Here is a 25,742-nt window from a genome sequence, read left to right as displayed (position 1 = left end):
CTAACTCCAATCTTCTGTCTCGCTTTTATTGCTAAGATTCGTATAAACTGACTTGGTAGCATGCAGTTGACGCGTCTTCTCAAAAAGTTCAGCTTCGGTGAGACCCCACATTTGTATAATTTTATCTAAGTCAGCTTGCAGGTCTCGCGCACCAGGAAAGCCATTATAACGAATGCGCAGTCTTGCAAGTTCCGCGAGATTTAAATCTGTAGGTGCTGCGGTTAGTAGAGAATTAACCAGCGCGCGATCGTGCTTGTAGAGGGGATGCTGTTGGTCTTTATTTTTTGCTTCTAACATAACTGCTATTGAGTAAGGACAATCGACCTTCTGTATGAATTGTATAGCAGGATTCAGAGCCAACTAGAGTAATTGAGCTTCTACCATGTCCTCAGTATCCTTGTTTTACACGTTCCATATTTTTCTCTTATAAGTTTTTTATTGTTTCCTTCTATGCTTAACATGCAAGAGTAATGAGACTCAAGTTGTAAAAGTACGTGGAATCAGCACTGTTGTATAAACCAAAGCGATATCGAGGAACAGTCCTGACGCAAGCCGGATTACAAAAGCTGCACGCGCAGATTCAGCAGCTTTCTAAGGATGAAGGGTGCGAGATAACGCCGCGTCGCATTGCAGAAAAAACGCAACGTATTGAACCTCAAGGACTAAACGCTGCTACCGTTCGTAAAATCTTACAAGCGCAGACTGGCGTTGACAAAGAGTCAATCCACTTAGTGTTTCAAGCTCTCGATCTTAAACTCGAATCTTTAGACTTTCATTATTTTTATGCTACCCGCGCTGAGCAGGCTGCACCTTTTGTAGTCAATTCTTTGTCAGCTACAAATCATTCAGTATATTTCACCAATGCCAGGGGTAGCGATCGCTTCTCCACAATTGATGTCCCTGAATATCCAGGTAGTCCTCTTCCTTTAAACTCTAGATTTTATATTGAACGTTCGGCAATTCAAACTCAAGTGTATGCTCAATTGCCTAAATCGGGCAGTTTAACGTGGATCAGAGCACCACATAAAATGGGCAAGAGTTCTTTGCTATTACGCATTCACAACCGCGCTCAGCAACTTGATTATCACGCAGTTCATCTAGACTTTCAGCAAGCCGATCGCGTCATTCTTGCCGATTTGAGTAAGTTATTGCGCTGGATATGTAAAACTATCAGCATTCAGCTACAAGTCCCATGCTGCTTGGAGCAACACTGGGATAGCGAACTTGGTAGCAAATTTAGTTTTATTGTTTGCTTGCATCATATCTTAACACAATTACCGCGGCCATTGGTTTTGTCGTTGAATGAAGTCAATCGCTTGTTTGAATATCCTGATGTTTGTTGCGAGTTTTTACTGCTGATGCGATCGCTCAATGAAGAAGCAAAGTATGATGAAGTCCTACAAAAGTTACGGTTAGTTTTAGCCTACTCTAGTGATGCGTGTATTTCCGCAGACTTTGCGCATCAGCTATTGAACATTGGCATGACGCTTTATCTTCCTGAATTTAGCTTTCAAGAAGTGCAACAACTTGCTTTAGCCTATCAGTTGCCTTGGGAAGATTCTGCTTTGATCGCGCAACTTATGGAGTGGGTCGGCGGGCACCCGTATCTTATTCAACTCGCATTTTACCACCTGACAACCTCAACTTCCCCAACCACAACCGACACATGCCAATTACAACAATTGATGCAAGCCGCAATGATGTCGATGGGAATTTATCAGTATCACTTGCAACAAATTTGGTCGACGCTACAAGCAGACTCGTTATTACTCGCAGCAGTTGAGCAATTAATATCTCAAGAAGAAATTATCATTGAGTCAAGTATTGCGCGCAAATTGGAAAGTTTAGGAATTACTAAAACCGAAGGCGATCGCACAATATTACGCGGTCGTTTGTATCAAAAATATTTTCAAAAGAAAAACTCAAGCCTCATAAAACTCAGTTAGTAACCTAGAATTTAATACGTTAAATCTTTTCTTATAAGTTTCTTATAAGTTTCTTATTTTGTCGATCTAGTCTGAAAAAAAACATTCTTTGAGCTTCTATTAGCTACATAACTAAACACAACTAATCAATGAAAAGTGTTAAAGCATTTTTCAGTAACAGTCGTTATCGATACATCTATGGAGTTTAATAAATGAATCTAACAAAACGTTGTATTGCTGAGTTTATTGGGACTTTTTGGCTCGTGCTTGGGGGTTGTGGTAGTGCAGTACTTGCCGCAGCTTATACTACTGAAAGCTCAACAATTGGTGTTAATACTTCTTTCCCTTTAGGAATTGGTTTCGTTGGGGTATCGCTGGCGTTTGGCTTAACTGTATTGACAATGGCGTTTGCGATCGGTCATATTTCCGGTTGTCATCTCAATCCTGCGGTTTCATTTGGATTGTGGGCAGGTAAGCGTTTTCCTGGCTCAGAATTACTACCATACATCATTGCTCAAGTACTAGGAGCGATCGTTGGTGCTGGTGTTGTTTACCTGATTGCTATTGGTAACTCCGACTTTACACTCGCAGGTTCTAATCCTCTAGCAACCAATGGATATGGCGTGCATTCACCAGGCGGCTACAATTTGCCAGCAGCGTTTATTACTGAAGTTGTGATGACTTTCATGTTTTTGATGATTATTTTAGGTGCAACTGACAATCGCGCCCCTAAAGCCCTAGCACCCATCGCAATTGGTTTTGGCTTAACGTTAATTCACCTCATTAGCATTCCAGTTACTAATACCTCAGTTAACCCTGCACGCAGTCTAGGTCCAGCCATTTTTGTTGGTAGAGCGCTTTTAAGTCAAGTTTGGTTATTCTGGGTAGCTCCCATTATCGGTGCATTACTTGCTGGTTGGCTTTATCTCGCAATTTTTAGCGAATCGGTTGTCGAAGAACCCCCACGAGTTCGCGAGCCAGTTTAACAATGAGAACGCACATTTGCAATTCTTCGTATTAAATAATTAATGTCATTGCTAGTGGTTAGTAATTAGTTACTAGTCGCTAGCTACTTCCATTTTTAAGCATTAATAACTATTAGCTTGTGGTCGTTCCGAATTGTCACTCAGAAGGGTTATATAAAGCAGTTTTGCAATCCCTTGTTGATGAAGTCTGCTACCGCCAAATGCTGTGATTTCAAACAAGTCAAAATCAGGGTTTCTACTTCAAGCAGAGTAACGTTTCCAGCTTACACAAGTATCTCCTGAATATTCTCGAACGCAGTATGCAAGAAGGATGTTTTCGGACTCTCGACAATTCACATGTTGAGTATTTGTATTTCCTACTTCACCGTGCAAGATAACTAGCACATTTACGCCAGAAATTCGCCTCAGCCCAGAAATGGTAGAAAAGTCCAGTGCCAAGCTCGTAAGATAAATATGTAGGCTTTTTTGTTGATATCAATGCCTAAAAAAGATAAAGATACTCCACTTACAGAAGAAGCACTCATAAAAGAAGTTTGCCGACGGATTCGCGTAGCGAGAAGTTACTGGGATGCGCATAATAATGCTGCTTGTCGTCACGAACGCGATCGCGCACTGCAACTGTACAACACTCTCACCAAAGAACAGAAAGACCAAATTCCTCAAGTGTTGCGAGTTTGGCTGCGCTACCGTAGTGAAAAATATTTTGGCGCACACCGCACTCCACCACAACGTAAAGCAAAGCAGAGTCGGAAAAAGTAGAAATTAACTTTACGTTAAACTGTTAACTTTTGCAGCTGACGATTTAAAAAATGTGGAATATCGTTGAATAATCAACTGCCGATTATATAATTTGTTAGCTGACATTATGAATACTTCTATTAAGCAAATAAGTCGTTATTTTATTCTTGCAACTTTATTTATTTTTACGACTCCAGTATTAGCTAAAACTCAGATTGAAATTGATTATGATACAGCTTCATTCAAAAATGAGAAACTAAAAGCTGGAAACATAGAAGTAGCTGTCAGCTACGACAAAAAAGAAGAATTTGATGAAGTTGATAACTTGCGTTACCAAATTTTATATAATGGCGTTCCGCAAATAACCAATGGTGCTTATACTCGACTTACTGGTGGTGTTTTCCTGCAAGACTTAGACGGAAATGGCATAGCTGAAGTCGTTGTTAGAACCTTTAGTGGTGGCGCGCACTGCTGTACTAATTATACTATTTATACGCTTCAAAATCATCAATTCATGCAAACAGAAACAGGCTTTCTGGATGGAATTGGTGGAACATTTCAAGATCTCAATAAGGATGGAAAGATAGAATTTCTCACTAGTGATAACTCATTTCTTTATGCTTTTAGTTCTTATGCGGGGTCGTTCGCGCCGTCGAGAATTTATACATTTATAAACGGTAAGTTTAATAACGTAACTCGTCAATATCCTCAGTACCTTAAATCGCGTGCTTGGGAAATGTATCAAGCCTTTCTCCAAAGTAAAAAAGAACAACATGAAGTGAATGGAATTTTAGCAGGATATGTAGCCCAGAAGGCACTATTAGGAGAATATGAAGAAGGTTGGAAGTTCATGCTTGCGAACTACGATCGCACCTCTGATTGGGGTTTAGCTATTTATCAAGAAGACCGAGAAATTGATAAATATCCTGATTTTCCAACAGCTTTAAGAGCGTTTTTAATTCAACAAGGTTATTTGGATAAAAATGGTAAACCTAAAATGACCTATAGCAAGGATTAAGATTTTCTCAGGACGCTAATGCAGACACTTTATCCGTTGCTTCCCAGGGTAAATTGATATCCATTCTGCCAACATGACCATAAGCAGCAAGTTTTGTATAAAATCCACCAGGGGTGAGTGCTGGAAGAAAGCGTAGTTTGAAGTCGCGCACGATCGCCGCTAACCGAAAATCAAAATACTTTTCGAGAAGCATTGTCAATTCAGTATCGGAAATTTTACCCGTACCAAACGTTTCGACTTGAATGCTGACTGGGCGAGCAAGTCCAATAGAATAACTAAGCTGCACTTCACACTCATCCGCCAAATTTGCTGCTACGATATTTTTTGCCGCATACCGTGCCATATATGCGCCGACTCGGTCGATGCGGATGGGGTCTTTACCACTCAACGCGGCACCGCTATGCTTCGAGTATTCGCCATAGGTATCAATAGCATTCTTTCTCCCTGTTAACCCAGCGTGGACGTAAGGACCACCTGTCACAAATAAACCTTCAGGGTTGATAAAAATTCGCGTCGCCGGATCGGGGCGAATATCTTCATCAGCAAAGACTGCGTCAATGACGGTTTGGCGAATGTCATCTTGTAATTGTGCTAAATCCGGTTTGGTATCATTTTGACTGGCAACAATGGTGATACTGTGGATGCGATGCGGTTGGCGATCGCGGTATTCAACTCCCACCTGGGTTTTACCATCAGGTGCTAAATAGGGCAGGATGTGTTTTGCAGTACTCAATCGCTTTGCTAGTTTGTGCGCTAGCCAAATCGGTAATGGCATCAAAGCCGGAGTTTGTTTGCACGCAAAGCCAAATACCGTAGCTTGATTTTTCACCGGAATTTGCTCAATGTCTGCGTCCGATAACTGATTTTCATCAAAATGATACAAGCGATCGCGCGGCAATTCTTTGAGGCTAGTCAAGATGCTACAAGTGCGTGCATTAAACTCAGGTTGGTCGTAGCCGACTTGTGCAATCACTTGGCGAGCAATGTTGGTAAAATCAACGTTTGTGTTAGGTTCAAACCGCGCCGCGATAAAGACAATTGCGGTAGAAACGGCACATTCCGTTATCACTCGCGCGTAAGGATCTTGCTGCAAAAAGCGATCGACAATCGCGTCACTAATGCGATCGCAGAGTTTATCAGGATGTCCCTCAGTCACAGACTCGGAGGTAAACATGAAATCTTGTTTCATTGCTGTGTACCCTGATTTTTTGTACCTTCATTAACAACCAAAGGAAACAACGCACTACTAGCGATAACGAGTAAATCCCAACCATCCAACGGCGTGAGTTTTAACAAATTGCGCAATCCAGGAGCTAAGACAAGGAATTGTAACGTCAGCGAACCACCTAACGCTAGATTGAGATAATGGTTAGTTGGGACGTCATCAAAAATCCTACGTTCAGTACGGCAACTGAGCGCGTGCAAAAGTTGACCGAGTGTTAAACTCATAAAAGCGATCGTACTTGCTCGCATACCGATACCATAACGGGCAATTCCGTAGGCATACGCGGCTAAAGTACTACCAGATAATGTTGCCGATTCAAACAGAATTCTTTGAAAGTCGGATGCTTTAACGATTGGCTCATCGGGACTACGCGGCGGTTTTTGCAAAATATCAGGTTCCGCAGGTTCTAGCGCCAAAGCCAAAGCGGGAAAGATATCTGTGACTAAATTGAGCCAGAGAAGTTGCAGTGCGTTTAAAGGTTGTCCAAAACCTCCAGCTGTAGCGATCGCCATGACAATAATTTCGCTGAGGTTTGTCGCGAGCAAAAAGTGGACAGCTTTGCGGATATTATTGTAAATCGTCCGCCCCTGACTCACCGCCACAATCATTGTTTCAAGATTGTTGTCTTCTAAGATAATATCTGCAACTTCCCGCGCCGCATCGGTTCCGGCTTTTCCCATCGCTACCCCGACATTGGCAGCTTTTAAAGCAGGTGCATCGTTAATTCCATCACCTGTCATCGCAACAACTTTACCTACGGCTTGTAGCGCTTGCACGATTTGCAGTTTATTGGCAGGGCTAATTCGCGCAAAGATATCAACTTTATCGCACAAAGCTTGCAGCGCCTCGCGGTTAATATTCACTAAATCTTGTGCATCTAAAATTTGAATTTGGTCGTTGCGAGATAATTTTAATTCTTTAGCAATAGCATAAGCTGTAGGAGTTTGATCGCCGGTGATCATAACTGTATCGATCCCTGCTTGATGAAATTGCGCGATCAAATCTTTGACACCGCGACGCACCGGATCTGCCATACCGATTAACCCTAACCAGATTAACTCGGTACTTTCGTGCCCGTAAGCAACTCCTAGCACGCGTAAAGCCTTACCTGCCATGCGCTCGTTTTCCAGCGCGATCGCCAGTCGATCCTTATCAGTGAGTGGTACCCGTTCGCCATCATTGAGCCGCCAACGACACAAATCCAGAACTTCTATAGGGTTACCTTTAACTGCAACCAGGGGATGTTGCTGATGCTGGCGCAACATCCGCACGTAATTGCGATTTTCTGCACGCGGTTGAGTTTCAATCAAGGGATACTGTTCGCGGAGTGCTAAAACATCAATGCCAGCAGCGATCGCCATATAAACTAAAGCATTCTCGGTGGCTGAACCGGTGACAACATATTCGCCACGTTCATCGCGCGTGACGACGCTTTCATTGCATAAAACTGCGATTTGAATCAGTTTGAGCGTGCCAGCATCTGCTACATCAAAATGTCCATCTACCAAAGAAACTGATTTTGTGTCTGCGTGAATTTCAACAACGGACATTTGGTTTTTCGTAATTGTCCCCGTTTTATCAAGGCAGATCGTTTGGACTGCCCCTAAAGCTTCAACTGCATTCAGACTGCGCGCGAGAATTTTATGTTTGCGCATCTCTTGGATACCCAGCGCCAAAATTGTCGTTGCGATTGTCGGTAAACCTTCAGGAACAGCCGCAACAGCAAGTGATATTGATGTTTTGAGCATTTGTAGCAAACCGTAGCCGCGCAGCCATCCTGCCGCAAAGACGAGGGCACAAACTCCACTGGCAAGCATGACGAGTTGCGAACCGACTTCATCAAGTTGTCGTGCTAAGGGCGTTGTTTGAATGGGCGTTTCGCCGATCATCGCTTGAATCTTACCGATTTCGGTAAATTTACCTGTTGCGACAACAACACCTAAACCTTGTCCCCCAAGTACTAACGTTCCTTTGTAAGCCATGTTAATGCGATCGCCCAAGGGAATATCAGCAGCAATCAAAGTTGCAGTGCTTTTGCTCGCGGGTAAACTTTCGCCTGTCAGTGCAGATTCATCAATACTCAGGTTTTCTGCCACAATTAATCGCGCGTCAGCGGCAACATAATTTCCGGCTTTGAGAACTAAAATGTCTCCAGGAACAACTTCGGCGGTATTAATTTCAACGATTTGGCGATCGCGCACGACAGAAGTTAACGGGCGATCGCGGCTTTTGAGCGAATGAATGATTTTTTCTGACTGACTTTCGGTGAAATAACCAATTGCAGCATTAATACCGACAACACCCATAATTACTAGCGCGTCTGCAACTCCTCCTGTTGCCACCGATAACCCCGCTGCCATACAGAGTAAACCAACAGGTAGCGATTGAAACTGCTCAAGCAGCATACTCCATTCTGAGCGAGTTGCAGTTTCTGGTAACGTGTTGGCGCCGTATTTTTGTAGGTTTTGGCTAGCAACTACCTGAGTTAATCCGGTGTTTGATGTTTGCAACTGTGCTAAAACAGCATCGACATCGAGAGCGTGCCAATGGACAGTTTTTTGCAGATTTTTACTTGCTGCTGGAGGAGCAACGGCGTGTGGATTGTAAGTACGTGCAATTTCTGCAATGAATTTTTCTACCTCATCAGCGCTGAGATCTAACTCAAAACGAACTAAAATGTTGCCTGTTAAGGGATTTGCTGTAGCGCTGACAATCCCTGGGTGTTGGGATAAATGAAATTCCAGATGCTGTTTGAGTTCTACACAGCGATAAAGCTTGTCAATGCGATATCTTGCTCTGCCTGGAACTGCGGTATGTATTGCTTGAATCACCATTACTCCTTATTCCGGCGATCGCAGTGTTGGCGTCTCGTTGAGTTTTGTAAAACTATCAAAAGCATACCAAGCGAGGACATACCAGGGAATTTCTTCAATTTGTAAGCCTTTTGTGAGGAGTTGGCGTAAAGCGATCGCGCTGAGTCCTAGTGGTAGTAATAATCGTAGATCAGCAACACCATTTGTCATTTCTTTGACTTGCTTATTAATCTCAGTAACTACATTAATAATGTACTCACTCGCTTCTGAGTTATTCCGCGTAACTCCTCTATTTGTTGAACTCATCTCAGTTTCGCGTCGAGCAACTAATTCTGCTTTTGCTTCTGCCACTAAATCTGCTATTGTCTCTTCTATTTGTGCTGTTTTCTCCTGTACTTTTTCTGCTAGAATTATACTTTCTTTGAGAACAGCTTGAGTTAAAGGATGACTCAGGGTTGCTGCCGTAGGAAAGATAATAGGTGCCAAAACTACTGCAGTTAAACCTTTAAGGATTTCGCTGGCTTCAATTTCCACTTCTTGTGCCGACATCAATACAATTCCTTTTATTCAATTAACCAAACCAATTAGAAGGAGTAGATTCCGAATTTATTTCTGCGGGGATATGGTGATGTACGTATTCAGCATATTTATCGATGAGATAATGAATTCCCTCATGAATATAAGCTTCTCTTTCTTTTTTCTGCTCTGGTTTATGATACATATGTTGAAAATCTATGCGCTGCTGTTTTTCCTCATCAACCACTACATATAAACTCAATACTCTACTCAAAACATAAGCAATGAGTTCTTGGCGTAAGTCAGGATTAGCAAAAGCTTGCTGATAAGGGTGATGGGGATATTGATTGAGCGCAAACTCAATTTCCTCTATTAAAATGGGCAAGGTTAAATTTACAATGGTTTTAGTCATTGTTTGTTTCCTTTATCTTCAATTTATGTCATTATTTAAGGAGACATTTTGTAAAATTTTTAAAGTTGAGTTTTTTTCAACAAGAAGCTAGCTAAGTTTTTATAAACTGTAGCTAACAGCTAACAGTTGCAGGTTAAGTACGATATCCCTGCAACCTATCTGAGCAAATTTTTATCAATTTATCTGCAATTATGCAAAGATAAAAATATTTTAATTCCTGCTACGATTTCACCAATCATCTGTTTTATCGTCAGCTGGTTCTCCTTCAAAAGGTTGAACTCCTGTAGCGGGATAGCGATCTTCGCTAGGACCAAAAATTCTACTAACTGCTTCCCAGATATATTGAACTAATCGTACTGGAGCAAGAAGTATGTTTTTTAAAGTAAGTCCAAATTTGTTGTTAGACATAACTTATCCCTCCTTTGCTTTACTTAAGAAATAAGACGTGGAAAGATAGTATTTTCAGGTAGTAGATGATGTAGCAACCTTAACTTATTTATCCCCTATCTCTTGTCTTCTTGCATGTTTGGTTTTATACGTAGCCACTAACGTACTTAGGCGCAAACTCGAATTACGAAGAGATATTACAAATTAGAGAATATTGTGACACATATGTTGCTTTTCATCTTTTTCCTTAACTTTTCCTCCTGCTTTGCTCGGTAGCGAACGAGTAATGATTAGAGTGCTGACACTTTAAAGTTATAAAAACAATTTGAGGAACTTGTGAGCAAGCAAGAGCATTTGTGGAATGAAGGCTGGAATCAACAGAATAAGTAAAATTAGATGAAGCAATGTAAAATTATGTATATTTTTGATTTATTCTCATGGTAAAGGGAAACTGCGTCATCAGCACAAAGACTTCCTTGACAAGCAATTTTCCCAATGATTAGTTCCACTCCTCAACATCACAACTATTAAGAGGCATCAATAGCTTGCTACTCAAGCCACTGTTACGTGTTTAACTAGAGAACTTATCTTTTCCGTTAATATATGATTTACCAGCGCAGTTGCGATCGCAGAAGCGGACTCTGATGGAGCAATCTATTGCTGCTAATTTGATATCGAGTCGTCTACTACCCTTTTATGTTCAAAATTGCGATCGCGCGTTGATAGCACTTTCAGTGTAGTTGTGTAAGTGTGTTTTAGCTATTCAGGAGACCGATTTGCATGTGTCTATAAGTTGTACTCGCGAATACAAAACAGAGTGCAGCGTCACCGAAAAAAGATGCTAGCGTACAAGTCACTCGTTGCCAGTCACTAAAACAATTTTACCCATCGTCGAGCCAGCTTCGAGGACTTGATGTGCGGTCGCTGCTTGTTCTAGGGGGAAAATTTTATTGAGGTGAATTTTCAGCTTTCCTTCATCAAACCATTGCCGACACTGATTGAGAATATCGGCTTGATGTTGTTGCGCGCTCGTGAGTCCCTGTAGCATGGGAGTGAGCATCAATTCATAGCTAATGCGGAGATTGCGATTGCGCGCGACTTTCCAATTCGTACCCGCATCTGGCTCAAGGATTGTCACGAGGTCTCCGTATATGCGCACTGCTGCAAAAGTTTTCGCAAAAGTCTCGCCGCCAACTGTATCAAAAGCTAAATCGACACCTTCTCCACCTGTCCAATCAAGTACAGCTTGAGCGAAATCTTTTTCTTTGTAAAGGATTGCATAATCAGCGCCTAGTTGATGGACAAATGCAGCTTTTTCGTGCGAACTCACGGTTGTGCAAACTGTTGCACCGTGCAACTTAGCTAGTTGAATTGCTACATGACCAACACCACCAGCCCCAGCATGAATGAGAACTTTTTGCCCTGGCTGAAGCCGTCCGCGATCGCATAAAGCCTCCCAAGCGGTAATTAACACTAAAGGTGCTGCTGCTGCGGCGACAAAAGATAGTGAAGTTGGTTTAAGAGCAACAAAACGTTCGTCTACGACTATGTATTGCGCGTAGTTTCCTTGCTTACCGCCAAGTCCGCCTTGACAAAAATAAACTTCATCTCCAACACGAAACTTTTGAACGCCAGAACCCACCGCTTCAACAACTCCTGCACCGTCACAGCCCAAAATTGCGGGCATTTGCTCTGGATAAAACGTGCCGCGCCGGCGTAATTTTGTATCGATGGGATTAACACCTGCAGCTTGCAGGCGCACGAGGATTTCTGTATCGTTTTCTATTCTAGGAGTCGCGACTTCCTGTAGTTGCAAAACATCTGGATTACCAGGTGCAGTCATCAAAACAGCTTTCATTGTCAGAGTTTTGAATTGTGAGTTTTGAGTTTATTCTATTCATAATTTAAAACTCATCATTCATAACTTTGCACAGCGCTCAAGCGTTTAACTTTTGTCCAGTCTTTTACTGAAGACTTCGAGTACAAAGCGGTACGCGGGATGACTCGTAATACTTCTTCTATAGTAGTCAAACCACTCGTGACCTTAGCGATCGCTGCTGTTCGGAAAGAAGCAAAATGAGTTTCCTGCAGATAGTGGCGTAGTTGAGTAATCGTTCCTTCGTAAATAATTTCGCGCACAACATCATCAATATCGAGTAACTCGACAATCGCTTCGCGTCCCAAGTAACCTGAATGAAAACACGCACTACATCCTTTACCTTTGCGCCATTGCGATGCATTCGCTTGGCTCCAATCTATTCCCAGAATGCGTAAGTCAGCTTCTGTCGGTGTATAAGATTCACCACAGTGGGGACAAACACGCCGGACTAACCGCTGCGCCACGACTCCTAATAAAGCATCGCTCAGTAGTGCGGGATCGGGTCCAATATCTTTCAAACGCGGAATCACGCCGAGCGCATCATTCGTGTGCAATGTTGTAAACACCAAGTGTCCTGTTAGTGCGGCACGAACTGCGGTTTCTGCGGTTTCGCGATCGCGGATTTCACCTACCATGATAATATCAGGGTCTTGCCGCAAAATTGCCCGCAAACCAGCAGCAAATGTCATTCCTGCAGCTTCGTTAACTTGAGTTTGTGTAATTCGAGGTAAGACGTACTCTACCGGATCTTCTACTGTCACTACATTGACGTTTTCTTTCGCGACGCTTTGCAGACTTGTATACAGCGTACTCGTTTTACCCGAACCTGTAGGACCTGTAAGAATAATCATGCCCTGGGGCTGTTGTAACCAGTTTGTGTAAAGCGATAATGTTTCTGGAGAAAAGCCTAAACTATCGATATTGGAAAATGGGTTTTCACGCGGTAGCAAGCGAATGACAGCCTTTTCGCCGTTGACGCAAGGAAGCGTACTCACGCGCATATCCATACCGACATCAGTAGCCGTTGCTGTCGAATATTTCTCCTCAATCCGCCCATCTTGCGGGCGGCGACTTTCAGAAATATCCATATTGGACATCACTTTCAGCGCGACAATCACGCGGCGGCTTTGTTCGGGTGGCAGCATGGTAATATCACGCAGTACGCCATCAATACGGTAACGCACGCGCAATCCTTCCGCTGTCGGTTCGAGATGAATGTCACTCGCACGGTTGCGTAACGCCCCCGAAAGTAAGGTTTTGATGCGTTCGATTTGATCCGCCGCCCGCGATAACGAGATCTGAGTAGTTTCGGAAATATTTTCCTGTTCTTGTTCGCCGGTCAGCGGGTTAACTAAGGGGGCGGCGTTGATGCGATTATTATTGAGATTTTGGCTGTGAAACCAGGTTCGATAACTTTTATCAGAAATCGGAATAATTTTAATTTCGCTACCTGTACGTTTTGTAATGAGTCCGATCGCTTCAGGAGTAATCTTGACAGGACTGCCTAGATAATAACAACCGCGCCACAGTAATAACGGAATCGTTGGCGGCAATAAACTTTTATCAGGAAAGTGACGTAAGAATCGGTAGCTAACATCGTTATCTAGCAGTTCATAATTAACGTTTCCCTGTTCATCTACTAACAGTTTTAAAGCTTCAGCACACGTAATTTCTTGATTTTTTAATCTTTGCCAAGTTGAGGTAGTATTGGACGAAATTTGCATTTTTTATATAGTTAAATCTTAATTAGGAAGGCAGAAGGTAGGAGATCTAAAGCAGAAGGTTTCTTTTAGAAAAATCAAAAGTATAGTCGGATCTTAAACCTCTGACTTTCTGCTACAAATTAAAAATCCACACTAAACTTAGCGTTGTTCGTCTTTAGATTCCAAGCGAAATTACACGGATAGCTTGTCAGCAGTTTAATATTTTTCAACAAATATTCTCGGTAAATTTACAGGAATTCCTGACTATAAGGATTTCTGAAAAATAACGTGATTTTACGCTTGACTCAACTTTATAAGTGAATAAATTTGCTGTTATATAAACAAAGTCCAAAATCATCAAAAAAGTGCAATTTATGCAGGAGGTCGATAAAAAAACTTGGGGTTTTGTCCCCCAAGCTTGCTACTCAAATTGATGGCAAACAGTCTACATAGTGAGCGATTGTGGATTTGTCTCAATCAACTTCGCTAAATCTTGTAAAAAGGCAGCCGCGTGCGCACCGTAGATAATGCGATGGTCGCACGTAATATTGACTTGCATTTGCTGTCGCACGCCAAACATGTCATCGATCGCGACGACTTGCGATCGCGCAGCACCTACCGCCAGAATCGCCCCTTGACCTGGGGGTAAAATCGCATCAAACCGGTCGACACCAAACATTCCCAAATTGGACAACGTGAAAGTACCGCTGTTATACTCCTCAGGTTGCAGTTGTTTGAGACGAGCGCGGTCAACTAGCGATTTCCAATTTCGCGATAGCGAGTAGATATCAATTTGGTCAGCATTTTGCAACACCGGCGTAATTAACCCGCCGTCATCCATCGCGACAGCAACCGCAATATTAATCGCACTATGATACTGAATACCCTGTTCTGAGTAGCTGGCGTTCACAAGCGGATGTTTCTGCAAAGTTACGGCAACAGCTTTAGCTAATAGCGCCGTCATTGTCACGCCCTTAGACTTGATCTGCTTGTAAAGCTTATCTAATTCATTGGTCGTAATCGTGTAGCCGACGTGGAAGGTAGGTACTTGTAAACTTGCTACCATATTTCGCACTACGGCATTTTGCAGCGTATTCAGAGGAACGACTTGACCTCCTAGTGCGGGAGTGGGAGTAGGTGCAGGTGCGCTTTTAACGGTTGGTGTGGGTGGTGTTACGGGAGCTTTAATTTGCGGTGGTGCAGTTGGTGTCGATTGAGTTTTACCTGCGGCAGCTTCAACATCTTGTGCCACAATGCGACCGTGAGGACCACTACCTTGTAGATGACTCAAGTCTACTTTGAGTTCTTTAGCAAGTTTCCGCGCGCGTGGCGAAACCATCACGCGTCCAGCACGGTGGGTTGCACCATTTCCATTTGAGGAAGTTTCAGCAGTTTCAGCAGCCGTTGCAGTGGACGTTGAAACATCTGCAATTTGTCCTGGTGAGGTTGTCGTATTGGCTTCAGATTGTGTTGCACCGCCAGATTGAGCCTGTTGCTTGGCAGTTTCAATTTCAGCTTCGGTTTCTGCCAAGAGCGCGATCGCCGAACCAACTGGAGCGGTATTGCCTGCATCAACTAAAATCGTCGCGATATATCCTTCATAAAAGGACTCGACATCCATATCAGCTTTGTCAGATTCGACAACTACAACTGTTTCGCCTTTTTCTACTTTGTCACCAGGCGATTTGACCCAAGAGACTATTTTCCCTTCAGTCATTGTCGAGCTAAGCGCAGGCATAAATATTTCGTGAATCATGAAGCGAAATCCTGAAACGAGCAAGTAAGAATTAGTTTAAATTGAGTTAATTGCACGCCGTCTGTCTAAGACGGCAGTTGCTTGGAAGGGGGAGAAGCTGCAAGAAAGATAACACCATAGTACGAAATAGTACGAAAGTATGAATTTCTTTACAGCCACTAGTTACTAGCCACCGATCGCTCGCCCCTGATTAAATATCACCGCGAATTTCTTGGACAACTCCGTCACGCAGTAATATTTCTACTTGTAATTTGCTAATCAAATTGTCTCCAATTGTGGTACTAAAAATACCTTCAATTTGAAATTGGTTAACTTCCTGCTCAAGTTCGAGTAGCTGCACTTGTTGCAAGTTCTGCAAACTTTGATTTTTCTGTTCGAGGAGTTCGCTTTTTTGCTGATTCACCTGCAACTGAATATTTTCAATTTGTTGCAACGTTTGCGGACCAGGAGGCTGTAAACTCTGCTTTTGAATTTCAGCGATCGCCCGCTGTCCTTGCATTTCTAACTGTTGCAACTGACTATCCACAGCATTGATTTGAGCTTGCAGTTGTTGTTGTACTTCTTCTTTCCAGCGAGGAGTGACAACAGCTTTTACGTTGACGGCGCGCTTTAGTAGTAATTGTGGTTTGGATGCATCCATAAGAGTTTTGCGATCGCTATTAATATTTAAAAGTAAAATCAAGCAAACATCTTGTTAATGATATCGCGATAACGCTCTGTCACAACCGGACGTTTGATTTTCAAAGTTTGGGTCATCATCCCATTTTCCATCGAAAACGGCTCTAAAATGAGTTCAAATGGACCAATTCGGTCATCTGGGCGATAACCTGGGCGATTTTTGACTTCACGGTTGAGTTCTTGGCGGAACAAGTTATGAATCGTTTTGTTGTTTAAGTCGGTGGGCGAATCAACTTTTAATTCTATATTCTGGCTAGCCGCCCATTGTTGTAAGGCTTCGAGATTAGGAACAATCAGTGCACCAAGCGATTTTTGGTCTTGTCCGACGAGCATAATTTGATCGATATAAGGCGATCGCAAACAAGCATCCTCAATCGGTTGCGGTTCAATATTTTCGCCGTTCGTCAATACAATCGTATCTTTCGCGCGACCAGTAATCACTAAATCATTTTCTGGTGTCAACCAACCAAGATCCCCCGTATCAAACCAACCTTCAGAATCAATTGCCTTAGCTGTGGCTTCAGGATTTTGATAATACCCTTGCATAACTTGGGGACCGCGTACCATCACGAGTCCTCGTTCTCCTTGTGGTAGCGGTTGGCGCGTTTCGGGATCGACAATTCGCACTTGCGTTCCTGGTAATGGTTGTCCCGCCGAACCGCGCAAATTACGCCACGGGCGACGCGCATTCGTCACAGGAGAAGTTTCGGTAAGTCCATATCCTACCAACAGTTCTACACCGATAATTTCAAAAAAGTTCTCTAGGTGCATCGCTAAAGAACCACCACCGCTAATGACTTGTTTGAGTTGTCCGCCTGTTGCTTCGCGCACTTTTCGATAGACAATTTTTTCGCCTAAAGCATGAATAGGAGCCAAAGCTGTTGCTTGTACCGAAGCGCTAAGGCGTTCTGATAAACTCGGATTTAAAGAGTTTAAGCTTAACCCGTGGACGATTCTACGGGCTTCAATAAATTGCTGACTCTTCGTCAGGAAAAAATCAATTAATCGCTGTTTATTCGCCGGTTGTTCGCGAAATTGTTTTTTGACTCCTTCATAAATCGATTCCCACAATCGAGGAACGCCAATCATGTAATTTGGCTTAAATTCGCGAATGTCTTTTTTGACTTGACGGATACTCGTATAAATCTGCGTACAACCTTGCGAAAGTAAAAAGTATTCGCAAGTACGTTCGTAAACGTGCCAAGTTGGCAAGATACTCAAAACGCGATCGCCCTCTTTTGGCTGCACAATACAGCCCAACGTTTCCACTTGGTGTAGTAAATTACCGTGCGTCAGCATCACGCCTTTCGGTTTACCCGTCGTGCCAGAAGTGTACATCAGTGTCGCTAGCGTTTCGCGATTTTGTTGAACTGACTGTAACGGTTGATTTTCGCCTAATGCCATCAACTGCGAAAAATTCAGCACTTTTAATTGTGATACATTCGCTTCTGGAATTTCATCTGAGAGTAAAACAACAAACGAAATTGGTAATGAATCTAAACCTGCTTGCAGTTTTTGTAGCGTTTGTTGATTTTCAACGACTAAAGCGATACTGCCGCTATTTTCCAAAATAAATAATAACTCTTGCCGCTCTGCTTGCGAACTGCGCACTACATTCGCCGCCCCAGCCGCAATGATTCCCTGATCCGCAATTAACCAGCGCGGGTTATTATCAGAGATCAGCGCGACGCGCGGCGGTATATCGCCACTTTGTCCTTCTACTAATTGTAAAGCTTGTAAAGCAGCGGCAAATTGTTGAATTTGCTGATACAACTGCGTATAGGTAATCGCAGCTTCTGGCGTGGCGTGGGGATCTCGCAGCGCGATCGTCTTACCAAATCGCTGATGCGCTAATTGCCAGATTTCTGGTAAAGACTGTACCGATGAGTAATCTACTAACTGCTTGAGGCTAAAGCGTTCTTGGTCAGTGAGGTTATAAGCCATATTAGGCGCAGGGCTGTTTGATAACATATATCACTCGCCAGATCAACTAGCTACTTTTACAAATTACCCTGCAATTGGCATAAATTAGTGAAATTGTAGGACACTATTACATCTGTAATATATAATTCTCAGTTAGCTATCAGATGTTGTCGAATTTGGTAATTGGTAGTAAGGCTAGAGTAGTTCAGATTGACAACAAATGTGGTTTAGACAAGTTCGCTAACCTAGTTAAAATCTCATCACAATAACACAATAAGTTTTATAACAATTAGTAAAGTAATATATGGCGAGTCTATTCCAGTTGTGATTTGCCCTTAAGGCTGTCAATAGTTAAAAGCAATTTACCTTTAACTATCAACTAATCAACTATGAACCGCCTTGATGCTGATGTTCATCAATCAAATAGTAACGCTATAGCGATCTTGATTATGTGTAAAAAGCTCTTTCTACGTCTTTTCTTCCTGTCCTATCCTAGTGTCTGCGGCTAACAGCAACCCCTACGGGAAATAATGTGGTTTTCAAAAAAATCTGACAACTTAAATAGAATTGCGATAACTTCGTTATAAAAGCTTAATTTTTACTCCAAAAGTAATTCTTTACAAATCTTTAATTCAGATTATCTTATATCAAACACAAGAAAATCAAAACAAAGAATGGGTTGCAGTTTTGCAGTTTTGCTTCAAACTAAATACATGACGAATTAATACGGATAGACTTGGCAATTCCAGATAGCTTTGGTGGGAGAAAACAAGAAATATGAACTTTATAGATTGTGTATTACTAACATTATTTAATGCTGGCGTCTGCGTTACTCTTCCTAAGTTGTTATCTTTAGCGACGACTCCCAGAACGCGTACTCAATCACCTCAGAAAATAGCTGTGCAAGAAGTCGCGGCGAATGTTCCTGTTTTTCCTAACTAGTACGCTTGACCTATCGCCACTACTTTACGAGTCTTCGCAATAAGCTTGAATTTCGGCTAAAAATTGAGCGCCATAACGCGCGAGTTTGTGACTACCCACCCCAGAAAGTTGGGCAAACTCAGCCAAACTTTTAGGCTGCTGTATTGCCATTAGTCGAAGTGTAGAATCGGCAAAGATCGCATACGGGGGAACTCCTTGTTCGTCAGCAAGTTGTTTACGCAATTTACGCAACCGTTGAAATAGCAATTCAACTTCAGCCGCAAGAGTATCTTTGTCAGAAATATGAGTAGCTGTCGCCCTGACAGCAATCAATACCGATCGCTGTCGCCGCATGACTTCCCAGCTTAAAGCGTTGAGTTTTAGTACCGAGTAACCATCGGTAGTTTGTGCGAGTAAACCTTGATGAAGCAGCGATCGCCCTAGCATTCGCCAGTCATCGATACTTCGATCTTTCCCAATGCCATACGTTGAAAGGTTCTGGTGTCCGTTTTGCCAAATCTTCTGATTTTTTGCACCGCGCAAGACATCAATAATATAAGTCATACCAAATCTTTCTTTGCACCGCGCCACACACGAAAGAAACTTCATCGCTTCAATCGTCCAATCTTGCATCGGTTTAGGGTGACAGCAGTTATCGCAGTTATCGCACTTTCCTGCAAATCGTTCGCCAAAATAGCCTAGTTGAATTATCCGTCGGCAATCGATTCCTTCAGCGTAGTCAATAACTTGACGCAGTTGTTGTTTGGCAATGCGTTGTTCTTGCGGATCGGGTTTTTGCGCAATCAGATATTCAATCGTTTTAATATCACCATAGTTAAGCAACAGCGTACACCTAGCAGGTTCGCCATCGCGTCCCGCGCGCCCTGATTCTTGATAATAGCTTTCTAAATTACGCGGTAAGTCGTAGTGAATCACAAACCGCACATCAGGTTTATTGATTCCCATGCCAAAGGCGATCGTTGCTACTATAATTTGCACGTCATCGCGAATAAAGCTTGTTTGATTCGCCGTGCGAGCGCGATCGCTTAATCCTGCATGATAAGGTAAAGCGGCAACACCATCATTTTTTAGTTTGAAAGCAATTTCATCAACGCGGCGACGACTTAAACAATAAACAATTCCCGCGCCTGATTGTTGACGGATGAGTTGTAGCAATTGCTGATAGCTTTGTTTCTGCTTCGGCTGAACTTCATAGAACAGATTTTGACGGTTGAAACTAGCAATATGAACGCTTGGTTCAACTAAACCCAACTGTTGAATAATATCTTGACGCACGCGCTCGGTTGCCGTTGCCGTAAGTGCTATGGTAGGTACACCAACAAAGCGGTGACGCAGTTGTTTGAGTTGTCGATATTCAGGGCGAAAGTCATGACCCCACTCAGAAACGCAATGCGCTTCATCAATTGCAAATGCAGAGATGCTTATTTGGTGATGTACCAGATCGAGGAATGGTAGAAATTTTTCACTTAATAGGCGTTCGGGGGCAATGTAGAGTAGTTTAACTTTACCACTAAGAATGGTTTGTTCGCGCGATCGCACTTGATACGCACTCAAGCTACTATTAATAAATGTTGCGCCGATACCATTATCTTGCAGCGCTTCTACTTGATCTTGCATCAACGCAATTAATGGCGACACAACCACCGTTAAGCCTTTTCTCAAAAGTGCTGGTAGTTGAAAACACAGTGACTTACCGCCACCCGTCGGCATCACAACCAGTAAATCTCGATTTTGCAGTGCTTGCTCTACAATATACCGTTGTCCTGGACGAAAGCTATCGTAGCCAAAATAATGTTTTAATGCAGTTTCTAAAGAGGATAATTGCGGCATGGGTGGATGGAATCAACGCTGCAAAGTCAACAGGTAAATGGTCATTGGTGATTGGTAGTAATTAGCTGTTAGCATCTGTGTAGGCTAACCCCATTACCCATTACCGATTACCAACTTCATTTTCACCGCATAATAATGGTTAGATCTATAGCTTAATCAAAGAATCATATGCCGAAAGCAATCTGGAATGGGGCTATTTTAGCCGAAAGCGATCGCACCGAAGTTGTCGAAGGTAATCACTACTTTCCGCCCGACAGCATCAATAAAGAGTATTTCAAAGACTCTTCAACGCACACTACTTGTCCTTGGAAAGGTATAGCAAGTTACTACAGTATTGAAGTAAATGGACAAGTGAATAAAGACGCGGCGTGGTATTATCCAGAAGCGAAGGAAAAAGCTAAGAATATCGAAGGTTACATCGCATTTTGGCGCGGCGTCAAGGTTGAGCCGTAAGTGCAATCGATAAGGAGTCAGAGACTTTTGCAGGTTTTGCACATATCATCTCTGGCTCGCTCTCTAAATCTACGCTAGTTCAATACTACTTTTGACAGCATCTATTGGCAAAGCAAGTTTTTATAGTTGTTTTATCTTTGGTTTTTTGTGCAAGTCCAGTTCTTCAAAACAAGCCACGTGGGTGTAGCCTTTGCCTTGGAGAAGTTTTCTATCTAATATCAGCTTGATTGGCAATTGTACTTCCCTAAATACTTGTTAAATCAGGAACGTCTACCCAAGTACCGCGATCGTTTGACGTATGACTGAGATCCATCAGTAGCTGTGAATAAACGCCTTCTTTTAAAGAAGGTGTCAAAGACTTACCTGCATCGATTCCTTGAACCCAGCGGTCCACAACGCGAATAAACGGCGCAATCCGACCATCAGGATAAGTTCGCGGAAAGTCTAAACGCTGCGGAATTTCAACCTCAGTTAAAGGTTCGCCCGCACTTGCAGCCCAGAGGCGAAAACCATGCACGTAATCTTTTTGATTGTCACTGCCCAAAACTAAAGTACCGCGATCGCCATAAACTTCGATCCAGTGTCCTCGCCCTTGAAATGTACTTGCACTGATACAAACATCACAAGGAGTTCCATCGGCTAACTCTAAGAGCAACATACACGTATCATCAGCATCGACAGGCTTCATTTCTCCTGTATCAGGGTCTGGACGCATCGGAATTGCAGTATTTAAGCGGGCAAATAACCGCTTTACAGAACCAAATAGCCAATTAATGTAATCAAATGTGTGCGAAGCCAAAGCACCCAACGCACCACCACCCTTTGCTTTTTGCGAATACCAATTCCAAGGTCGCGCAGCATCCGCACGGCTAGAAACTAGCCAATCAATTTTTATCAAGCGTTTTTGCCCGACAACTCCTTCGCTGAGCAGTTCCGCAAAACGTTGCCATGCAGGAACAAACCGAAATTCAAAATCAAGCGCGCTAACGACGCGATTAGCTTGCGCAAGTCGGTATAACTCTTGTGCTTCTGATACAGAAAGTGTAGTTGGTTTTTCGAGTAAGAGATGCTTTCTTGCTTGCAGGACTGGTTTTGCCATCTCGTAATGGAGAAACGGCGGTGTGGCAATACTCACAGCTTGTACTTCTGGTAGGGAAACAACTTCTGCAATTGTTTGACAAGCATGAGGAATATTATGCGCTTGGGCAATTTCTTGGGCGCGATCGCGATCTCTGTGATAGACAGCAACCACTTGCGTGCGATGATGCGCTTGAAATCCAGGCAAGTGGACTTTTTGACCGAAACCAGTTCCGACGAGTGCTACGCCAATAGTTTGTTGAGCCACGAACGTTTACTGAATAACAACGGCACAAATTACATCATAAATTTATTCTGTGTTTTTAAAACTGGCTACTGAGTGCTGAATGTTGCGGATTTGCGTGTTCTGTAGATTGTTTGCGATGCACAATTTCTGGTGCGTGGTTGACATTGTTATTCAACAGTTCCATATTGAATCGATAGCCTACATTCCGCACCGTTTGAATCAAACTTGGCTGTCGCGGATCGCGTTCGACTTTCTTGCGCAGTGATAACACGTGAGTATCGATTGTCCGTGGATTATCAATCGCTTCAGGCCAAGCACGACGCAGCAACTCTAACCGACTTAAGGGTAGTCCCCCAGCTTGTGCCAAGACGTAGAGCAAGCTAAATTCTTGCGGAGTTAAATCGATGAATTCTCCGTGAAAACAGACGCGTCGCTGCACTAAGTCGATTTGCAACGCGCCGTAATCTAAATATGCGGGTGCTACTGGCGTGCGTTTGCGGCGAATTAAAGCTTCCACGCGTGCAAGGAACTCTTGCATCCCAAAAGGTTTTGTCAGGTAGTCGTCCGCGCCTGCCTTTAAACCTGCGACAATATCTGCTTCTGAGTTGCGGGTCGATAGCATTAAAATTAAGGGCTGTTGCTGTCGTTGCAACCAGCGACAAAATTCTATGCTGTCGCCATCTTTCAGTTCGCCATCAAGAATCACTAGCGTTGGTTGCCGAACCAAAAAGACTTCTTGTGCTTGATAAAGACTCGCTGCTTGATGTACTCGATAGCCGACTTGTTGCAAATGCCAACTAAGTAGCGATCGCAGATGCGGATTTCCCTCAACAATTTCAATACAAACCGAACCCACTGTGGCAAGTTTCCTTTGCGTTCGTGTGTTTCCAAAACTACCAAAGCCAGCACTATGGTTTTGTAACTATTGCTACGATGGGCTTGATTGTATCCCTAGTCGCATTAGTTACTCAATTTACTGGATCGCTCGTTAGACTAAGAACGCTAAATTGCATTCGCACTTATTTTTTTATTTTAAAGTGTCAGGAGACACTGCATGTAGCTTCGCCGTCTGTGAAATTCTTGGCACAAATATATCCTCCTACAACCTCTAAGTAATAACTTGCTTGCGTTAATTTGAAATTTTTTACAAGCGAAATAACCCAGTAGATACATGACGTCGAGTGCTTTTCTGATTAGGCTGAAAATAGCTGAAAGTACGATCCAACCTCAGATGACTAACACTACTCGAAAGTCTGGAATAATGCCACAAATACCATACGCTTAAACCAATTAACGCCCCTCTTACTAAGTCTAGAACGGAAGAAGCATGAACAGAACTAAACTAGATAATATGTAGACTTTTAATTCTGGTAGTTTTACATTTACTTGTTATTTAACTTGTGATACTGCAACCATGCTTCAAGATCCTCTCACAATACGCTTTTACCAAAAACTCACCGACGCCCTCGTCGAAATGTGGAATCGCGGCTACCGTGCCGATGATTTACGACTTTATCTCGATGGTTACTTAGCAGCGTTACGTCACAGTAATGCTATTGAGCCTTACTTAATCCATCGATTGGAAGAAGAAGCTGCTCGCTTTCTTTACGATCCGTTTAACTTTGAATTATCACAACCCGAACCTGAATCAGACTATTATTAGCAATCCGCAACAGGAGCGTACATCAACATTGTTCATGTCATGTTGGATTTATCAAGCTAGTTGCGATTCAACCCAAAAGAAAATCCCCTCGCTTGCATAACAGTAATCGAGGGGAAGTTAACTAAAGTTAAGTATTTATGAAGCAAGTGCAACTTCTACCATCTGTTGCAATTCACCTTTTTGGTACATTTCAATCAAAATATCTGAGCCACCAACAAATTCACCATTGATATAAACTTGTGGAATTGTAGGCCAATTTGAGTACTCTTTGATTCCTTGACGAATTTCAGGATCTGCCAAGACATCGACAGTTTCAAAAGGGACACCTAAAACGTTTAAAATTTGGACAACGTTATTAGAAAAACCGCATTGGGGCATTAACTTTGTCCCTTTCATAAACACCATAATTTTGTTCTGTTTAATCAGATCTTCAATGCGCGCTTGCACTTCTGGAGTCATAATTTATTTTCCTACTCATGCTAAGGTTTACCATGCTGCTAGGGTTAATGAAGTTACCCTATCGATACGACTCAACTAACTGCCTGCCAAGCTTGAGGAGTGTAAGTTTTTAGTGCTAAGGCGTGAATAGCTTCGGAGGACATGGCTTGCCGTAAAGCGCCGTACACTAGTTGATGTTGTTGCACTAGTCCCTTATTCTCAAATTGAGACGAAACCACCGTTACTTGATAGTGATCGCCACCACCCGTCAAGTCTTGCACCTGAACCTGGGCATCTGGAATTTGTGACCTAATCATTTCCTCAACCTGTTGGGGGCTTATCATTGCAATTTCGATAAAGACTACTCAACTCTCTTTATTTAATTTAACTGTTTCGTTGCCAAAGTAGATTAGCGTTGATTGCTTTGAGACGTATTTGGAGTAGTGGTCGAACCGGTTCGAGGAAAAGGTGTATCGACAAATCCTAGCTCAAATAACTGTTGATAAGCTTTCTTACCTAAGTCGCGAGTCGGATTTTGGCTGCGAATAATCTGTACTAGCAGCGGGACAGCTAATTCAGAGCGATTTTGGGCGCGATGAACAAGTGCTAGCTGATAAGTTGCATCATCGCGCATTTGGGCTGTTTCTAAAGCTTTTTTGCGTTGACTATCCGCAATGCGGTTGTCAATTCCAGAGAAGCTAGCAGCAAGTTCCTGGTAAAAATTAGACATTTGGTTAAAAACTTCCCGTGCTTCCTGCAATTTTTGTGCAGCTAGCGTATAGTTCTGAGAAGCTACAGCATTACTAGCTTCAGTCATCAGGCGCTGTCCTGCTGCTGTACTTAACAACGTATTGTTTTGTGATGTAGGACGCAGGACATTGGGATTATTTGGGTCCAGTGGTTGGGCTTGATTAGAGGTGTTTGGTAAGTTTGGCGTAGGTGATTGAGCATTTACTGGTGGTAAAAAGCTAAAAGCTGCCATAACCGGAAGAAAAGTCAGGCAGGTGTGGCGGAAGAAGCGAACAGTTATAGCAGAAATCATGGAGTTATTAGTTTACGTTTGAGAAAACACAAAAGTAATTCAAACTTCGGGTATCTTAACTCCGATTGAGTCTTTCACCAAGCCAGCGGCA

General features: G+C 42.8%; 24 protein-coding genes. 7 read left to right on the top strand and 17 right to left on the bottom strand.

Annotated elements, in window-relative coordinates:
* Complete coding sequence (locus B1A85_RS08865) at nt 1-297, bottom strand: DUF3288 family protein (protein ID WP_104546545.1); 297 nt, start codon at nt 295-297, stop codon at nt 1-3.
* Nucleotides 298-494: 197 nt separating this feature from the next.
* Here B1A85_RS08865 and B1A85_RS08860 point away from each other — a divergent pair, with 197 nt between their 5' ends.
* The 4 genes from B1A85_RS08860 (at nt 495) to B1A85_RS08845 (ending at nt 4,667) form a co-directional block, all read left to right on the top strand.
* On the top strand, nt 495-1,946 hold the full coding sequence (locus B1A85_RS08860) for an AAA-like domain-containing protein (protein ID WP_104546544.1): 1,452 nt from the start codon (nt 495-497) through the stop codon (nt 1,944-1,946).
* A gap of 191 nt (nt 1,947-2,137) precedes the next feature.
* A complete protein-coding gene (gene aqpZ / locus B1A85_RS08855) occupies nt 2,138-2,911 on the top strand; it encodes an aquaporin Z (RefSeq protein WP_104546543.1) in 774 nt (257 codons plus the stop codon).
* 477 nt (nt 2,912-3,388) lie between these two features.
* Nucleotides 3,389-3,670 carry a Precorrin-3B methylase gene (locus B1A85_RS08850; RefSeq protein ID WP_104546542.1) on the top strand — a complete coding sequence of 94 codons (282 nt, stop codon included), beginning with the start codon at nt 3,389-3,391 and terminating at the stop codon, nt 3,668-3,670.
* A 106-nt stretch (nt 3,671-3,776) separates the two neighbouring features.
* On the top strand, nt 3,777-4,667 hold the full coding sequence (locus tag B1A85_RS08845) for a hypothetical protein (protein ID WP_104546541.1): 891 nt from the start codon (nt 3,777-3,779) through the stop codon (nt 4,665-4,667).
* Between the two features lie 7 nt (nt 4,668-4,674).
* Here the strand turns inward: B1A85_RS08845 and metK are convergent, their stop codons facing one another.
* The 10 genes from metK to B1A85_RS08795 form a co-directional block, all read right to left on the bottom strand.
* The gene (gene metK, locus B1A85_RS08840; RefSeq protein WP_104546540.1) at nt 4,675-5,856 is read right to left on the bottom strand and encodes a methionine adenosyltransferase; all 1,182 of its coding nucleotides are present in this window, start codon (nt 5,854-5,856) and stop codon (nt 4,675-4,677) included.
* On the bottom strand, nt 5,853-8,726 hold the full coding sequence (locus B1A85_RS08835; RefSeq protein WP_210404319.1) for an HAD-IC family P-type ATPase: 2,874 nt from the start codon (nt 8,724-8,726) through the stop codon (nt 5,853-5,855). The genes metK and B1A85_RS08835 overlap by 4 nt, the downstream gene beginning before the upstream one ends.
* A 6-nt stretch (nt 8,727-8,732) precedes the next feature.
* Nucleotides 8,733-9,254: a DUF5132 domain-containing protein gene (locus B1A85_RS08830; protein WP_104546539.1), complete on the bottom strand. Its 522-nt coding sequence runs from the start codon at nt 9,252-9,254 to the stop codon at nt 8,733-8,735.
* Nucleotides 9,255-9,276: 22 nt separating this feature from the next.
* Entirely contained in the window at nt 9,277-9,633 is a 357-nt protein-coding gene (locus tag B1A85_RS08825; RefSeq protein ID WP_104546538.1) for a hypothetical protein, read from the bottom strand.
* A gap of 228 nt (nt 9,634-9,861) precedes the next feature.
* Nucleotides 9,862-10,041, bottom strand: coding sequence for a hypothetical protein (locus tag B1A85_RS08820; protein WP_104546537.1), 180 nt, complete (start codon nt 10,039-10,041; stop codon nt 9,862-9,864).
* Between the two features lie 832 nt (nt 10,042-10,873).
* Nucleotides 10,874-11,878, bottom strand: a complete 1,005-nt coding sequence (locus B1A85_RS08815) for a zinc-dependent alcohol dehydrogenase family protein (protein ID WP_104546536.1) — start codon at nt 11,876-11,878, stop codon at nt 10,874-10,876.
* A gap of 56 nt (nt 11,879-11,934) precedes the next feature.
* Complete coding sequence (locus B1A85_RS08810; RefSeq protein WP_104546535.1) at nt 11,935-13,623, bottom strand: GspE/PulE family protein; 1,689 nt, start codon at nt 13,621-13,623, stop codon at nt 11,935-11,937.
* Between the two features lie 424 nt (nt 13,624-14,047).
* Nucleotides 14,048-15,358, bottom strand: a complete 1,311-nt coding sequence (locus tag B1A85_RS08805) for a dihydrolipoamide acetyltransferase family protein (protein WP_104546534.1) — start codon at nt 15,356-15,358, stop codon at nt 14,048-14,050.
* 190 nt (nt 15,359-15,548) lie between these two features.
* Nucleotides 15,549-15,998 (bottom strand): YlqD family protein, encoded by a 450-nt coding sequence (locus tag B1A85_RS08800; protein ID WP_104546533.1) that lies wholly within the window; start codon nt 15,996-15,998, stop codon nt 15,549-15,551.
* Nucleotides 15,999-16,036: 38 nt separating this feature from the next.
* Nucleotides 16,037-18,007 (bottom strand): long-chain fatty acid--CoA ligase, encoded by a 1,971-nt coding sequence (locus B1A85_RS08795; protein ID WP_104546532.1) that lies wholly within the window; start codon nt 18,005-18,007, stop codon nt 16,037-16,039.
* A gap of 729 nt (nt 18,008-18,736) precedes the next feature.
* Between B1A85_RS08795 and B1A85_RS23890 the strand changes: the two genes are divergently transcribed.
* A complete protein-coding gene (locus B1A85_RS23890; RefSeq protein WP_168192375.1) occupies nt 18,737-18,901 on the top strand; it encodes a hypothetical protein in 165 nt (54 codons plus the stop codon).
* Between the two features lie 24 nt (nt 18,902-18,925).
* On the opposite strand, the gene recQ is transcribed toward B1A85_RS23890, so the two are convergent.
* The gene (recQ, locus tag B1A85_RS08790) at nt 18,926-20,731 is read right to left on the bottom strand and encodes a DNA helicase RecQ (RefSeq protein WP_104546531.1); all 1,806 of its coding nucleotides are present in this window, start codon (nt 20,729-20,731) and stop codon (nt 18,926-18,928) included.
* Nucleotides 20,732-20,899: 168 nt separating this feature from the next.
* On the opposite strand from recQ, the gene B1A85_RS08785 reads away from it, so the two are divergent.
* The gene (locus B1A85_RS08785; protein WP_104546530.1) at nt 20,900-21,184 is read left to right on the top strand and encodes a DUF427 domain-containing protein; all 285 of its coding nucleotides are present in this window, start codon (nt 20,900-20,902) and stop codon (nt 21,182-21,184) included.
* A 244-nt stretch (nt 21,185-21,428) separates the two neighbouring features.
* Here the strand turns inward: B1A85_RS08785 and B1A85_RS08780 are convergent, their stop codons facing one another.
* Both B1A85_RS08780 and B1A85_RS08775 read right to left on the bottom strand, forming a co-directional pair.
* Nucleotides 21,429-22,529: a Gfo/Idh/MocA family protein gene (locus B1A85_RS08780; RefSeq protein ID WP_104546529.1), complete on the bottom strand. Its 1,101-nt coding sequence runs from the start codon at nt 22,527-22,529 to the stop codon at nt 21,429-21,431.
* A gap of 55 nt (nt 22,530-22,584) precedes the next feature.
* Nucleotides 22,585-23,364 carry a response regulator transcription factor gene (locus B1A85_RS08775; protein WP_104546528.1) on the bottom strand — a complete coding sequence of 260 codons (780 nt, stop codon included), beginning with the start codon at nt 23,362-23,364 and terminating at the stop codon, nt 22,585-22,587.
* Nucleotides 23,365-23,922: 558 nt separating this feature from the next.
* Between B1A85_RS08775 and B1A85_RS08770 the strand changes: the two genes are divergently transcribed.
* Entirely contained in the window at nt 23,923-24,171 is a 249-nt protein-coding gene (locus tag B1A85_RS08770) for a DUF6761 family protein (protein ID WP_104546527.1), read from the top strand.
* A 135-nt stretch (nt 24,172-24,306) separates the two neighbouring features.
* Here the strand turns inward: B1A85_RS08770 and grxD are convergent, their stop codons facing one another.
* The 3 genes from grxD to B1A85_RS08755 all read right to left on the bottom strand — a co-directional run bounded on the left by grxD (nt 24,307) and on the right by B1A85_RS08755 (nt 25,651).
* On the bottom strand, nt 24,307-24,630 hold the full coding sequence (gene grxD / locus B1A85_RS08765; protein WP_104546526.1) for a Grx4 family monothiol glutaredoxin: 324 nt from the start codon (nt 24,628-24,630) through the stop codon (nt 24,307-24,309).
* 71 nt (nt 24,631-24,701) lie between these two features.
* Nucleotides 24,702-24,953, bottom strand: coding sequence for a BolA family protein (locus B1A85_RS08760; RefSeq protein WP_104546525.1), 252 nt, complete (start codon nt 24,951-24,953; stop codon nt 24,702-24,704).
* A 65-nt stretch (nt 24,954-25,018) separates the two neighbouring features.
* The gene (locus B1A85_RS08755; protein WP_104546524.1) at nt 25,019-25,651 is read right to left on the bottom strand and encodes a hypothetical protein; all 633 of its coding nucleotides are present in this window, start codon (nt 25,649-25,651) and stop codon (nt 25,019-25,021) included.
* Between the last annotated feature and the right edge of the window lie 91 nt (nt 25,652-25,742).

Source organism: Chroococcidiopsis sp. TS-821 (assembly GCF_002939305.1).
In the GTDB taxonomy this organism is placed as follows: Bacteria; Cyanobacteriota; Cyanobacteriia; order Cyanobacteriales; family Chroococcidiopsidaceae; genus Chroogloeocystis.
Note: the sequence above shows the minus strand (reverse complement) of the source record. Positions and strands in the feature narration are given on the sequence as shown.